Source organism: Micromonospora jinlongensis, assembly GCF_013410645.1.
GTDB classification, from domain to species: Bacteria; Actinomycetota; Actinomycetes; order Mycobacteriales; family Micromonosporaceae; genus Micromonospora; species Micromonospora zamorensis.
Map to the genome: position 1 here is coordinate 802,556 of NZ_JACCHK010000001.1, position 12,852 is coordinate 815,407.

13 protein-coding genes are annotated in these 12,852 nt (G+C 69.9%); 6 read left to right on the forward strand and 7 right to left on the reverse strand.

Features of this window, described 5'->3' with window-relative positions:
- Nucleotides 1–4 precede the first annotated feature (4 nt).
- Both HNR22_RS03100 and HNR22_RS03105 read right to left on the reverse strand, forming a co-directional pair.
- On the reverse strand, nt 5–499 hold the full coding sequence (locus tag HNR22_RS03100; protein ID WP_343059657.1) for a GNAT family N-acetyltransferase: 495 nt from the start codon (nt 497–499) through the stop codon (nt 5–7).
- Between the two features lie 121 nt (nt 500–620).
- Nucleotides 621–1,340, reverse strand: a complete 720-nt coding sequence (locus HNR22_RS03105) for an SDR family oxidoreductase (protein WP_179778983.1) — start codon at nt 1,338–1,340, stop codon at nt 621–623.
- Nucleotides 1,341–1,485: 145 nt separating this feature from the next.
- On the opposite strand from HNR22_RS03105, the gene HNR22_RS03110 reads away from it, so the two are divergent.
- The 3 genes from HNR22_RS03110 to HNR22_RS03120 all read left to right on the forward strand — a co-directional run bounded on the left by HNR22_RS03110 (nt 1,486) and on the right by HNR22_RS03120 (nt 3,192).
- Nucleotides 1,486–2,352 carry a LysR family transcriptional regulator gene (locus tag HNR22_RS03110; protein WP_179778984.1) on the forward strand — a complete coding sequence of 289 codons (867 nt, stop codon included), beginning with the start codon at nt 1,486–1,488 and terminating at the stop codon, nt 2,350–2,352.
- Nucleotides 2,353–2,502: 150 nt separating this feature from the next.
- Nucleotides 2,503–2,706, forward strand: a complete 204-nt coding sequence (locus HNR22_RS03115) for a hypothetical protein (protein WP_179778985.1) — start codon at nt 2,503–2,505, stop codon at nt 2,704–2,706.
- Between the two features lie 45 nt (nt 2,707–2,751).
- On the forward strand, nt 2,752–3,192 hold the full coding sequence (locus HNR22_RS03120) for a GNAT family N-acetyltransferase (RefSeq protein WP_179778986.1): 441 nt from the start codon (nt 2,752–2,754) through the stop codon (nt 3,190–3,192).
- Here HNR22_RS03120 and HNR22_RS03125 read toward each other — a convergent pair.
- The gene (locus tag HNR22_RS03125) at nt 3,189–4,103 is read right to left on the reverse strand and encodes an NAD-dependent epimerase/dehydratase family protein (RefSeq protein WP_179778987.1); all 915 of its coding nucleotides are present in this window, start codon (nt 4,101–4,103) and stop codon (nt 3,189–3,191) included. The genes HNR22_RS03120 and HNR22_RS03125 overlap by 4 nt on opposite strands.
- 269 nt (nt 4,104–4,372) lie before the next feature.
- Here HNR22_RS03125 and HNR22_RS03130 point away from each other — a divergent pair, with 269 nt between their 5' ends.
- Complete coding sequence (locus HNR22_RS03130) at nt 4,373–4,957, forward strand: hypothetical protein (protein ID WP_179778988.1); 585 nt, start codon at nt 4,373–4,375, stop codon at nt 4,955–4,957.
- A 122-nt stretch (nt 4,958–5,079) separates the two neighbouring features.
- On the opposite strand, the gene HNR22_RS03135 is transcribed toward HNR22_RS03130, so the two are convergent.
- The 4 genes from HNR22_RS03135 to HNR22_RS03150 all read right to left on the reverse strand — a co-directional run bounded on the left by HNR22_RS03135 (nt 5,080) and on the right by HNR22_RS03150 (nt 10,548).
- A complete protein-coding gene (locus HNR22_RS03135; RefSeq protein ID WP_179778989.1) occupies nt 5,080–7,908 on the reverse strand; it encodes a PQQ-dependent sugar dehydrogenase in 2,829 nt (942 codons plus the stop codon).
- An 89-nt stretch (nt 7,909–7,997) separates the two neighbouring features.
- Nucleotides 7,998–9,176, reverse strand: coding sequence for a ThuA domain-containing protein (locus HNR22_RS03140; RefSeq protein WP_179778990.1), 1,179 nt, complete (start codon nt 9,174–9,176; stop codon nt 7,998–8,000).
- A 423-nt stretch (nt 9,177–9,599) separates the two neighbouring features.
- Entirely contained in the window at nt 9,600–9,911 is a 312-nt protein-coding gene (locus tag HNR22_RS03145) for an Lrp/AsnC ligand binding domain-containing protein (protein ID WP_218907029.1), read from the reverse strand.
- A gap of 22 nt (nt 9,912–9,933) precedes the next feature.
- Nucleotides 9,934–10,548, reverse strand: a complete 615-nt coding sequence (locus HNR22_RS03150) for a TetR/AcrR family transcriptional regulator (protein ID WP_179778991.1) — start codon at nt 10,546–10,548, stop codon at nt 9,934–9,936.
- 109 nt (nt 10,549–10,657) lie between these two features.
- Between HNR22_RS03150 and HNR22_RS03155 the strand changes: the two genes are divergently transcribed.
- On the forward strand, nt 10,658–11,131 hold the full coding sequence (locus HNR22_RS03155; RefSeq protein ID WP_218906149.1) for a MarR family transcriptional regulator: 474 nt from the start codon (nt 10,658–10,660) through the stop codon (nt 11,129–11,131).
- Complete coding sequence (locus tag HNR22_RS03160; protein ID WP_179778993.1) at nt 11,128–12,771, forward strand: MDR family MFS transporter; 1,644 nt, start codon at nt 11,128–11,130, stop codon at nt 12,769–12,771. The genes HNR22_RS03155 and HNR22_RS03160 overlap by 4 nt, the downstream gene beginning before the upstream one ends.
- Nucleotides 12,772–12,852 lie beyond the last annotated feature (81 nt).

Here is a 12,852-nt window from a genome sequence, read left to right on the forward strand (position 1 = left end):
GTGATCAGGCCCGGATCTCGGCGACCATCGTGTCCGCGTTCTCGAAGGACTCGACAGTGCGGAACCCTTCAGCCACATACAGCCGTCTGGCGACGTTCGCCCGCTCCACGCTCAGCGAGACCGTGCGAATGCCACGGTCGCGCGCGGCGTCCAGGACGGCGCGCAGGAGGGCCCGGCCCACGCCCCGGCCCCGCCACGACTCCACCACACCGATGGTCAGCTCCGGCACGTCGTCGCTCACGTACCCGTAACCCGGGTCGGCGGCGGTCAGGTACCGGAACCAGGCCGCCCCGACCGGCCGGCCCGCCGGCTCCGTCGCGACCATCCCGAAGTCGTCGTGCCGCATCCAACCGGTGACGTAGTGAGCCAGCGCCGGGTCAGCCAGGATCTGCTCGCGAGGCCAGTTGCGCTCCGGCAACCAGTTCACGGCCGCCGCGAGCATGTCGACCAGGAACGCGCGATCGGCTGAGCTGGCCGCGCGGACACCAAAGTCCTTCACCGCCAAACCCTGCCACAGGACCAGGCCCTCTGTCGATCATGGAGTTGTGGTGGGTGACAAAGGCGAGCCTTTGCCGTGTTCCGGGCACCACAACTCCATGATCGACGTAATCGGGCCCGGCTCAGGCGACGAGGGTGCCGCCGTCGACGGTCACCACCGTGCCGGTGGCGTAGGTCGCCCGGAGCAGATAGACGAAGGCCTCGGCGACCTCCTCCGGCTCGCCCACCCGACCGAGCGGCAGCGACTCACTGAGCTGGGCGTACATCTGCTCTCGGGTTTCCTCCGGGAGTGGGTCCCAGAGCGGCGAGCGGATCACGCCGGCGGAGACGGCGTTGACCCGGATCGGGGCGAGCTCGACGGCGAGCGCGCGGACCAGCGCGTCGATCGCCCCGGTGATGCTGGCCGCCACCGACCAGCCGGCGCTCGGCCGGTGGTTGGCGGTGCCGGTGGTGAGGGTGATCGACCCGCCTGGGCGCAGGTACGGCAGTGCCGCGTTGACCGCCGACAGGGACCCGAAGTAGCGCAGGTCGAAGGCGGTACGGGCGGCGCCGAGGTCGAGGGCGTCGACGGACATCAGCGCGAGCGGCTCACCGGCGGTGTAGACAAGGTGGTCGAACGGCCCGAGGCCCTGGAACAGCCGGGCCACGTCGCCGGGGTCGGTGAGGTTGGCGACGTACCCCTGGGTGCCGGTCGGCAGGGTCGCCAGGGCGCGATGGACGCTGCCCTGGTTGCGGGAGGCGACCACGACCTGGGCGCCCTCGCGGGCGGCCCGGGTGGCGGTGGCGAGCCCGATTCCCGAGGTTCCGCCGAGTACGACGACACGCTGGTCGCTGAGGTTCATGATCGTGTCCTTCCGGGGTTCGTGGTGAAGACGGTTCCCACCATGCGTCGACCCCGACGTCCGCGTCCAAGACCTCTTTCACCTGCTGTGATACCTGCCAGGTATCATGTATGCGGTCGCGCCGCAGGACCGGACGGGGGATCGGATGGACGTCGATCTGCGCAAGCTGCGCTACTTCGTGGCGGTCGCCGAGGAGCTGCACTTCGGCCGGGCCGCCGCGCGGCTGCACATCGCCCAGCCGGTTCTGTCACGCCAGATCCGGGCCTTCGAGCACGAACTCCGCGCGGAGCTCTTCGTCCGGGATCGTCGCTCCACCGTGCTGACCGAAGCCGGCCGCCAACTCCTGACCGACGCTCGTCCGCTGCTCGCCTCCGCCGAGGCACTGCACCGACGGGTGCAACGTGCCGCGCACGGCAGACCGACGTTCACCATCGCGTTCATGCCCGGCATCATCGTCACCGCCGAGGCTCGCGCGATCGCCGACCTGCACCCCGACCTGTCCGTCGGTGTCGTCCGAACCTCCTGGAACGACCAGGCCGAGGTGGTACGCGAGGGGCGCGCCGACGTCAGCTACGTGCGGCTTCCGGTCGACCAGCGCGGCCTCAGCCTGCGCCCCCTGTTCACCGAACCCCGGGTCGTGGTCCTGCCCCACGAGCACCGCCTGGCCGGCAAGGAGTCGATCGACCTGGCCGAGCTCGTCGAGGAACGGCTGCTCCAGGACCCGGACGCGGTGCCCGAGTGGCGGGACCTGCCGAACCGTCCGACGGATCCCGACCCCCGCCCCCGACCCGAGCTGAACTCCGTCGAGGAGAAGCTGGAACACGTCGCCGCGTACGCCGGGGTGGTGATCCTGCCGCTGTCGACCGCGACGTTCTACACCAGGCCGGACGTCGTCCACGTGCCCGTCGGCGACCTCGGCCACAACCAGGTGTGTCTGGCCTGGGCCGAGGACGACCGGTCGCCGCTGGTGCGGGAGTTCGTCGAGATCGCCGCGCGGCAGACGCGGGCGTGAGCGACGGCGTCCGGGCTGGTTCGTAGTACCAACTGATGAGGCCGTTCTCGTTCCCCGTGTCGATGGCACGGCCGACATTCGGGGCCAGGGTGGATGCAGCGTCGCCGCGTGGTCGGCGGGGTCTGGCATCACTGTCGAAAGAGGTCATCCGTGAGCGGGGACAAGCAGCAGAACGGCAAGTGGGCGCCCTGGTGGATCTATGTCCCCATCATCCTCGGCAGCAACTACGTGAAGCAGTCCCTGGTTCAGGACCTGCCGGTGGCGGCCAACGCCGTGATCACCCTCGTGCTCGTCGGCACGCTATTCCTGATCATCACCGTGGTGTATCGCAGCATGAGACGCGTCGACCGGTAACGACGTGGAAGCGGCCGCGGTGGGGGCACTGGTTACGCTCGCTGCATGTTCCGTGCGGCTCGGCCTGACGACCTGGCGCAGATCATCCGCCTCTACCGGCAGCTGAACCCGGACGATCCGGTGCTGGACGATGACTCCGGCGCGGCGGTCTTCCGGCAGATCCTCGGCTCACCAGGGCTGCACCTCTTCGTCCTCGAACTGGACGGGGCCGTCGTCGCCTCGACGTACCTCAACGTGATCCCCAACCTGAGCCGGTCGGCGTCGCCGTACGCCGTCATCGAGAACGTCGTCGTGGAGGAATCACGGCGAGGCACCGGTCTGGGGCGGCAGATCATGGCCGACACGCTCCAGGCGGCATGGGATGCGGGCTGCTACAAGGCGATGCTGATGACGGGTTCGCGTAACCCCGCGACGCACGGCTTCTACCGCGCCTGCGGGTTCTCTCCCGACGTCAAGACCGCGTATCTCGCCCGACCACCGGTCTAGGGGTTTCGGGCGAAGGTCTCCCGCAGCGCCGGATCCAGCGGTCGGCCGGTCGTCGGCTCGATGAACAGCTCGGCGAGCAGGAGATCGGCGAGGTAGCTGGGGTTGACGCCCGACTCCTTGCGGCCGAGGGCCTGTAGCGCGCCGCCGAGGCGCAGCGCGGCCTTCGCTGCGCCGGCCGGCAGCCGGGCGACCCGGCGTCGTCGGCCCACCGCGTCCGCGATACGCGCGATCATGTCGGCCCAGGTCAGGTTCTCGTCGGCGACCGGAATGTCCGCGCCGCTGGCCTGCTCCAGGGCGCCGGCCGCGATCTCGGCCACGCTGCGGGCCGAGGCCGCGGCGCTTCCGCCGGTCGGCGCGACCAGAGGTGTACGGGAGCGGGCCCACCGGTCCAGCGGCCCGGACCAGTTCGGCAGCCGGTCACCGGCCCGACCGAAGACGAAGGGCAGTTCGAGGACGGCGACCGGCAGATCCGGGCCGGCTGCGGCGCGCCCCTCGCGGGCCTGCTCCAGCCGGCAACGGATGTACGTGTGACGCTCGGCGAGCCGCCACTGCGGATGCAGCCGGTCGAAATAGGTGTAGTACGACCCCATCACCACCCCGCGGGTGAGGCCCTCCAGGCGGGCGGCGGTGAACAGGCGTACCACCGGTTCGACGTTGTCACGGCGAAACTCCGGATAGATCGGCTTGGGCAACGGCCGCTGCTCGTCGGTGCGGGTGGCGTACACGACACCGTCGTGACCGGCGAGCAACGGCCGCAGCTCCTCGATCGAGGCGGACCCGACATCGAGCAGGTGGTCGACCTCCGGATGGGCGGTGCGCGCCACCGTGGTGGTGGCATGGCCGCGCTCGCGCAGCACGTCCACGACATGAGCGCCGATCAGGCCACTGCCACCCACCACGAGAATTCGCACGGTGCATCGTCCACTCTGGATCGGGGTCCTTGTCAAGCCGCCACGGCAGCCGCCGAGCGGGCAGTGCCGGAATCCCGCCGCTGGTGCCCGGTGCGCTCCGACGTCGCACCGCTGACGCTGAGTGCGAACAGCCGATCCATTGTGGGCAGGTCGTGTACGGTCAGTGACGGTTGCCTGACTGCGGCACCCTCCGCACCGTGCCAAAGACCTCCTCACAAACCGGCGTCGGGTGCGAAGACGGGGTGCCATCGCGACGAACGGGGGAGACGATGCCGGAGCCGCGCGCCTTCTGGCTGGATGAGCAGTTCGACCGTGAGCACGGCACCGACGGGCGGGGCCGCTACGAGGCCGAGGTGCTGCGGCGAATCGACGAGTTCGACGTGACCTGGGGTGACATCGCCCCGGTCGAGTTCGCGGCGACGGCCTGGCGGATCGCCGGTGAGCTGTCGCCCGGCTTCGTCCGCTCGCATCGGCGGATCGTGTCGGCGACCTGCACGCGAAGCCCGTGGGACGGCAGCATGGTCTGCGCCGTGACGGTGGTCTCCGGCTGGCCGGCCGAGCTCACCTGGACCAAGCAGTGGCAGCGCGACCGCGGCTGGCGAGACTGGCCCCAGCTGTTCGGCCAGTTCACCACACCGACCGAGCAGGATCAGACGCGAAGCCCGCACCTGCGGGCGATGCTCCAGGTGCAGGCACCGCTCCCGCTCGACGACCTGCCGCCCGCCCCGGACGGTCCGGACGACTCCGTAGCGGTCACCGCGCGCCGAGCCGTCGCGGTGCTGGCCCGGGAGCTCAACGACCTCCTCGCGCCGATGATCGGTCAGCTCGAGGCAGGGGTGCCGGCAGACTCCTGAGTCCGCACCCCGAAGACGGCGGCGAGAAGAACCGGGGCGGGCGGATGTCACCGCCCGCCCCGGACTCCCCACTCTGGATTCAGCGGGCCGGCCCGGCCACCGACCAGGCCGGGCTCCGCCGCTCAGCCAGTCAGGATGAACCTCTCCCAGGAGCCGACCGACGTGCGGTTGGCGATCAACGCCCCCGCCCCGGCGTTCTCGGCGGCCACGATCTGGTTGTTGGCCAGTGCCCGCAGGCCGACCGTCCCGTCCGAGTTGGTGATGATCTGGAAGGTCTCCCACGGTCCGACCGTCGTGCGGTTGGCGACCAACGGCTCCGCGCCCGCGTTCTCGGCGCAGACGTACAGCCCGTTGGCGCGTGACCGGAGGGCGATGTTGCCGTTGCCGGCGTCCACCCGGTCGAACTGCTCGGTCGTCGAGACGCTGGCCTTGTTGGCGATCAGCGGATTGGTGCCGACGGCCGACACGTACTGGTTGTTGACCTGCGCCCGCAGCGTGATCCCCCCGCTGGGGGTGGTGGTGCCGGTGGTGAAGGTGAACGCGTCGACGTCGAACAGGTTGCCCGAGCCGCCCTTGAACACCAGGTACAGCGTGGTCGACGCGCTGGGCGGGTTGCTGATCGCGCCGGACACCTCGGTGAAGGTCTCCCAGCTACCGGTCACCGGCACCGTGACGGTGCCCAGCAGGCTGCCGGTGGCGGAACCGGCACGGACCTCGATGGTGCCACCGGCACCGGCCGAGGATACCCGGGCGGTGAACCGGGTCGCGTTGGACAGGTTGTACGGCTGGTACGAGATCCAGTCGTTGTTCTCGATGAACCCGGCGGTACGGCCACCCTCGGCGTTGGTGTGGTCGGTGGCCTGGACGCCGGACTGGGCGCTGAAGTGCTCACCCTGCCGGTGCTTCGGCTGCAGGGTCTTGATGCTGTGCGTGGTGAGCCCACCGTTGTCGGTGTAGGCGGCGTCGAAGACGCCGTAGATGTTGGCCGCCGAGTCGTGCTCCCCGTCGGTCGGCACGGTGATCGAGCCGCTGCACCCGTTCTTCGAGGTGATCTGGTGGGCGTGACTGTCGTGCCCCAGCGCGTAGGTCAGGCTGACCTTGGAGCAGTCGATCGTGCCGTCCTGCGGGTCGCTCACCGAGATCTGGTACGGCACCGTGTCACCGAAGGTGAACAACTGCCCGTCGGCGGGCGCGGTCAGCGTCACCGTCGGGGCCGTGTTGCCGACGGTGATGACCAGGCTCGCCGTGCCGGACAGGCCGGTCGGGTCGGTGACCTTCAAGGTGGGGGAGTACGTGCCGTTCGTGGTGTACGTCTTCGTCGGGTTGGCCGCCGTCGACGTGGTGCCGTCGCCGAACGTCCACAGGTAGCTCAGCGCCCCACCCTCGGGGTCGGAGCTGCCGGCCGACGAGAAGGTGACAGTCAACGGGTTGACCCCCGACGTGGGGTTCGCCGAGGCGACAGCGATCGGGCTGCGGTTGCCACCACCGATGTACTCGATCCGGAAGAGCGCCTGGTTGTTCGAGCCGGTGCCGTAGTCCAGCACGTAGAGCGCGCCGTCCGGGCCGAAGGCCATGTCCATGACCTGCGTGCCGCTCCACGGGAAGTTGGAGATCTCCCCGCGCGAGCCGTCGGAGTTGACCGCGATGGCCTTGATCCAACGGCGGCCGTACTCACCGGCGAAGAACTGGCCGTTGAGCGACTGCGGGAACTTGATGCTGGAGTTGAGCGAGGCGTCGTACCGGTAGACCGGCCCACCCATCGGCGACTCCGAGCCGCTGCCGAACTCCGACGGTGAGCCGGAGTCACCGGCGTACTTGATCCAGGCCGGCTTCGCCGCGGGCAGCGTGCCGAGGCCGGTGTTGCGGAACGAGTTGTTGGTCGGCCCGCCCGTGCAGTTGTACTTGGACTGCGACGGCCCGGACGGGAAGGTGTATTCATTGTATGTTTCCGTGCTGGTGTTGGTCCCCGTGCAGTACGGCCAGCCGAAGTTGCCGGGCGCCGCGATGCGGTTGAACTCCACCTGACCCTGGGGGCCGCGGCTGGAGTTCGTGGACCCGGCGTCGGGGCCGTAGTCGCCGAGGTAGACGACACCGGTGGCCTTGTCGACGCTCATCCGGAACGGGTTGCGCAGACCCATCGCGTAGATCTCCGGGCGGGTGCCCGACGTGCCGGGGGCGAACAGGTTGCCCGACGGGATGGTGTACGTGCCGTCGGCCTGCGGCTTGATCCGCAGCACCTTGCCGCGCAGGTCGTTGGTGTTGCCCGCGGAGCGCTGCGCGTCGAACTGCGGGTTGCGGTTCGTCCGTTCGTCGAGTGGCGCGTAGCCGGACGACTCGAACGGGTTGGTGTCGTCGCCGGTGGTCAGGTACAGGTTGCCGGCGGCGTCGAAGTCCAGGTCACCGCCCACGTGGCAGCACTGCCCACGGTCGTTGGCGACCTGGAGCACGATCTTCTCGGTGCCCAGGTTGAGCGTGTCGTCACTGTTGAGGGTGAACCGGGACAGCCGCAGGTGCCCCTTCCACCGGTCCCAGTCAGACTGCGAGCCGGTGGTCGGGGCGTCCCCGGACGGGGTGCTCAGCGTGGGCGAGTAGTACAGGTAGATCCACCGGTTGGTGGCGAAGTTGGGGTCCACGGCAACGCCCTGCAACCCCTCCTCGTCATGGGTGTAGACGGACAGGGTGCCGGACACCTTGGTGTTGCCGGCCACGTCGGTCACCCGCAGCACGCCGTTGCGGGCGGTGTGCAGCACCGAGCGGTTGGGCAGGACGGCCAGGGACATGGCCTCACCCAGCTCGGCCGAGCCGGTGGCGAGTTTGACCTGCTGATAGTCGGAGGCGGGAATGACCGCCGCCTGGGCGGTCGACGGTGCGGCCACAGCCAGGGTCACGCTCGCGACGGTGGTGACCGCCGCGAGGAGAGCCCGGGGCCAGCGCCGGGGGTACGAAAGCATGATCGTCCTTTCTCGACGACCGGTGGACGGGCGCGCGGGGGCGCACCACGACCAGATGGGGTTCGTGGGGAAACGTGCGGGGGACCAGGTCAGCCGGTGACGAGGTCGAACTTCTCCCACTGACCGATGGAGGTCCGGTTCGCGATCAGCGCGGAGGCGCCCGCGTTCTCGGCCGCGACGTAACGGTTGTTCACAGTGGCCCGCAGGCTCACCGTGCCATCGGAGTTGCGCACGAGCTGGAACGTCTCCCACGCGCCCGCGGTGGCCCGGTTGGCGATCAGCGCGGCGGCACCGGCGTTCTCGGCGGCGACGAACTGCCCGTTGCCCTTGGAGCGCAGCGCCACATTGCCGTTGGCGAGGTTGACCAGGTCGAACCGCTCGGTGGTGCCGACGCTGCTGCGGTTGGCGATCAGCGCGGTGGTGGCGTTGAGCGCGCTGACGTACTGGTTGTTGGCCCGGGCCCGCAGCGTGGAGCCGCTCGGCGGCGGGGTCGTGGTGCGCGGCGAGCAGTCGGCCGTGACGGAGCCCGCGGCGACCTGGAGACCGCCGAGCAGCATCCGGGTGAAGTTGGGGTCGGTGTACGACGCCTCGGTGTGCCCGAGACCCGTGTACCACGCCCGTCCGCCGCCGTACGCCTTGCACCAGGTGATCGGGTGGTCGCCGCCCATGTTGCCGCCGCTGTAGGACGACTCGTCGAGGCTGGCCAGGACCCGCGCGCTGGAGCGAGGGTTGGTGCGGTAGTTGTACCACTCGTCGGAGCGGACCCAGGTGTCGCTCAGGTGGGCGGTCGACGGGTTGGTCCGGTCCTCGATCTTCACGGTCGCGGTCTGGATCGCCGGGTGCGAGTCGAACCACGCCCCGACCAGCGAGCCGTACCACGGCCAGCTGTACTCGGTGTCGGCGGCGGCGTGCACGCCGACGTACCCGCCACCAGCGGCGATGTACGACTCGAAGGCCGTCTGCTGGCTGGCGTTGAGGACGTCACCGGTCGTCGACAGGAAGACCACCGCCTGGTACTGGGCCAGGTTGCTGGTGGTGAACTGGGCGGCGTCCTCGGTCGAGGTCACGGTGAAGCCGTTGGCGGAGCCGAGCTGCTGGATCGCGGCGATGCCGTTCGGGATGGACGAGTGCCGGAAGCCGGCGGTCTTGCTGAACACCAGGACCTTGGTCAGCGGCGCCGCCGAGGCCGGCGTCGGAAGGGCCACGAGGCTGGTCAGGAACACGGCCAGGCCGGTGACGAGTGCTGACAGACGGGGACGGGAACGCATGCTCTTGCTCCTCTGCTGAGCGTCGACCCGGGCGCGCGTCACGGAGCTGTGGGGGCTCGCCGGGGCCGAGATGGCGGTGGTACGGAGCCGGGCCGCCGATGCTCGGCTGAGATGGTGCGGGGTGGTGCCGTGCCGCTGGGGATCGTCCTGCGGGGGAGCGCGACGCTGCGCGGTGCGGTTGCCGTGCCGGTGCTCCCCGCCCGCCGAGGGGGGAGCGTCGCGTCGCTGCCGACAGCGCCAGGAGACGGCTGGCGCGACGGCGACGACGTGTTCACGATGGCAGCGACGACGACCTCAGCCGGCCAACATGGACGATCGAAGCTCATCAACATGCATCGCTGACGCAGTAAACCTCCGATGTCTGCGCTCCGTCAAGCCCGCGCCCGTCGGCTACCACCCACTGGACGGGGCCACCAGAACCCTTCAGCCCGGCACGGCCGCCGGTGCGAGTGTCAGCTGTTTGATCTGGCGCAGCATCAGCGCGGTCTCGACGGTGCGGATGCCGTCCAGAGCGCCGATCTTGTCGTTCAGGTACGCGTACAGCTCCTCGGTGCCCCGGCAGCGGACGGCAGCGATGATGTTGGTCTGGCCGGTGGCCGCGGCGGCAAACTCCACCTCCGCGTGCTCGGCGAGCGCATGCCCGACCGCGGCCAGCGCGGACCCTGTGGGGTGCGCTGCAACCGGCCCAGCAGCAGTTCGTCGCGGGCGGCGCGACTGCGGGGCCTTATCTCGCAGACCACCTCACTGCCGCCGGAAATCAGCGCGACGTAGGAGGTGTCCGGGCGGCCGGCGCGGGAGCCGCCGCGGCGAGTGCGGTCCGGACGGTCTCCGCCATCGGGTCGCCCGGGTGCTCGATCCAGTGCTGGACGGCGACCCGGAGGATGGCCAGGAAGGTCGCGGCCAGGAGGCGGGAGCGCAGTGCCACGTCGTCGTCGGTGAGCCGGTGGGCGAGTTCCGCGGCCAGCTCGCGCTCGATCGCGGCGTACGCCGCCACCTGGTGTGGGGCCAGACCGGGGTGTCCGCGTAGCTTCCGGCGCTGGGTCAGCCAGGAAGGCTCAGAATCGCCGAAGACCTCCTCGGTGAGGCGCTCGGCTGCCCGGCTCAGGACGGTCCACGGCGCCTCGTCGACGGGCTGTTCGCGGATCAGCTGCAACAGCCGGTGCAGGCGCATGGTGTCGCCGTGGAAGAGGGCCTGCTCCTTGTTCGAGAAGTAGTTGGAGAAGGTCCGCCGGGAGACGTTGGCGGCGTCGGCGATCGCCTCGACCGTCACCGCGTCGATGCCCTCGTCGGCGGCGAGGCGGAGGGCCGCCTCGTGCAGGGCGAGGCGGGTGGCCGCCTTCTTGCGCTCCCGCAGACCGGTCGTCTCGTCCATCGCACCGAGGGTACGTGCGGGTGAGCGACTTCTCAATGAGCAAACTTGCCTAGTGGGCAAGATCGGTGAATGCTTGCTTGAGGCAACCAACTCTCGTGTGGGAGCAGACGTGGAAAGCGGCGCTCGTGAACTCGGCCTTCGCCTGTACGACCTGGTCAGAAGCGTTCGACTGCTGAAGCAGCGCCGGGCTGACGAGCGGCCGGCGATCCCGGCGGGCATGCTCGGCATGCTCGTGCAGATCGATCTGCTCTCCAGCGACTGCCACGCACGCGACCTGGCCGACCGCACTCGGCTGGACGCGTCGACCGTCAGCCGCTCGGTCGCAGCGCTCGTCGCGCACGGCCTGGTGGAGCGGCGGCCGGACCCGAGCGACAAGCGGGCGACCTTCCTGGCGGTCACCCCGGCCGGCCGTGCCGCCCTGGCCGACAGCCACCGCTGGTACGGCGAGGTGCTCGCACGAGCGCTCGCCGACTGGACTCCCGACGAGGTGGCGGCGCTCAGTGCCGCCCTGGGCCGGTTCACCGGCGACATCGAGGTCGCCCTCGGAAACAACGACAACGACAACCTGGAGGCCGCGCGATGAGCGCACCCACCATCACGGCCGGCGCTGAGCCGATGACCCATCGGCGGACACTGGAAGCGCTCAGTGGCCTGCTGCTGGTGCTCTTCGTCGCGATGTTGAGCAGCACGGTCGTCTCGACCGCGCTACCGAAGATCATCGGATCACTGAACGGCTCGCAGACCCAGTACACCTGGGTGGTCACCGCGACCCTGCTCACCGCGACGGCAACCACCCCGATCTGGGGCAAACTGGCCGACCTGTTCAACAAGAAGACCCTCATCCAGGTCGCCATCGTGGTCTTCCTGGTGGGCTCGGTCATCGCGGGCTTCTCGCAGAGCGCCGGCCAGCTCATCGCCGCCCGCGCCTTCCAGGGCATCGGGGTCGGCGGCCTGCAGGCCCTCGTCCAGGTGGCGATCGCGGCCATGATCCCGCCGCGCGAGCGGGGCCGCTACAACGGTTACCTCGGTGGCGTCATGGCCGTCGCGACGGTCGGCGGCCCGCTGCTCGGCGGCCTCATCGTCGACACGTCCTGGCTCGGCTGGCGCTGGTGCTTCTTCGTCGGCGTGCCGGTAGCAGCCATCGCGCTGATCCTGCTCCAGGCCACCCTGCACCTGCCGACCGTCCGGCGCGAGAACGTCAAGATCGACTACCTGGGTGCCAGTCTCATCGCCGCTGGCGTCAGTCTGCTGCTGATCTGGATCTCCTTCGTCGACAGCTCGTTCGCCTGGGCCTCCTGGCAGACCGCGGCCATGGTGGGCGGCACGCTCGTCCTGCTCGCCCTGGCGGTCTGGGTCGAATCGCGTGCTGCCGAGCCGGTCGTCCCGCTCGGCATCGTGCGGCAGCACACCACCGCGCTGGCTATCCTCGGCAGCCTCGCGGTCGGCATGGCCATGTTCGGCGGTGCTGTCTTCCTCGGCCAGTACTTCCAGATTGGCCGTGGCTACAGCCCGACCGAGGCAGGCCTGCTCACCATCCCGATGATGGCCGGCGTTCTCGGCTCCTCGATCGTCGCCGGTCGGCTGATCACCAAGAGCGGAAAGATCAAGCCGTACATCGTCGCCGGCTCGATCCTCCTCGTCGCCGGGTTCGCCCTGCTCGGCACCATCGACCACGAGACCTCGCTCGTCCTGGTCGGCGCCGCCATGTTCATCGTCGGGGTCGGCGTCGGCATGACCATGCAGAACCTCGTTCTCGCCGTTCAGAACACGGTCTCGCTCAAGGACATCGGCGCGGCCAGTTCCAGCGTCGCGTTCTTCCGGTCGCTCGGCGGCACCATCGGCGTCTCCGTTCTGGGCGCCGTCCTCGCCCGTCGGGTCAGCGACCAGATCACCCACGACCTCGCCGCCGCCGGGATCCCCACCTCCGGCAGCGCGGGTGGCAGCAGCAACCTCAACATCACCGCGCTGCCGGAGCAGATCCAGGAGATCGTCCGGGCCGCGTACGGCGACGCCACCGGACACATCTTCCTCATCTCCGCCGCCATCGGGGTCGTCGGCATCATCGCCGCGCTCCTGCTCAAGCCGATCACCCTGCGGACCAGCCTCGACCTGCCGGACGCCGCCACGTCGACGGCCGTCGCCGCCGACGCGATCGACGGCGCTCCCGCCTTCGACCAGGTGCGCGCCGACACCACGCAGGACGGACCGACCCCCCGACGCTGACGTCGGGCCGTCCGACCCGGGGCCGCCGCCGTCCGAAGACGGCGGCGGCCCCGGTCTGTCCAGCCAGGGCCTGCCACAGGC

Bases quoted from the DNA above. Each gene is read 5' to 3' on its own strand.
- HNR22_RS03135 (WP_179778989.1), bottom strand. From the start codon at position 7,908: ATGCTTTCGTACCCCCGGCGCTGGCCCCGGGCTCTCCTCGCGGCGGTC.
- HNR22_RS03110 (WP_179778984.1), top strand. From the start codon at position 1,486: ATGGACGTCGATCTGCGCAAGCTGCGCTACTTCGTGGCGGTCGCCGAG.
- HNR22_RS03160 (WP_179778993.1), top strand. From the start codon at position 11,128: ATGAGCGCACCCACCATCACGGCCGGCGCTGAGCCGATGACCCATCGG.
- HNR22_RS03150 (WP_179778991.1), bottom strand. From the start codon at position 10,548: ATGGACGAGACGACCGGTCTGCGGGAGCGCAAGAAGGCGGCCACCCGC.
- HNR22_RS03120 (WP_179778986.1), top strand. From the start codon at position 2,752: ATGTTCCGTGCGGCTCGGCCTGACGACCTGGCGCAGATCATCCGCCTC.
- HNR22_RS03105 (WP_179778983.1), bottom strand. From the start codon at position 1,340: ATGAACCTCAGCGACCAGCGTGTCGTCGTACTCGGCGGAACCTCGGGA.
- HNR22_RS03140 (WP_179778990.1), bottom strand. From the start codon at position 9,176: ATGCGTTCCCGTCCCCGTCTGTCAGCACTCGTCACCGGCCTGGCCGTG.
- HNR22_RS03130 (WP_179778988.1), top strand. From the start codon at position 4,373: ATGCCGGAGCCGCGCGCCTTCTGGCTGGATGAGCAGTTCGACCGTGAG.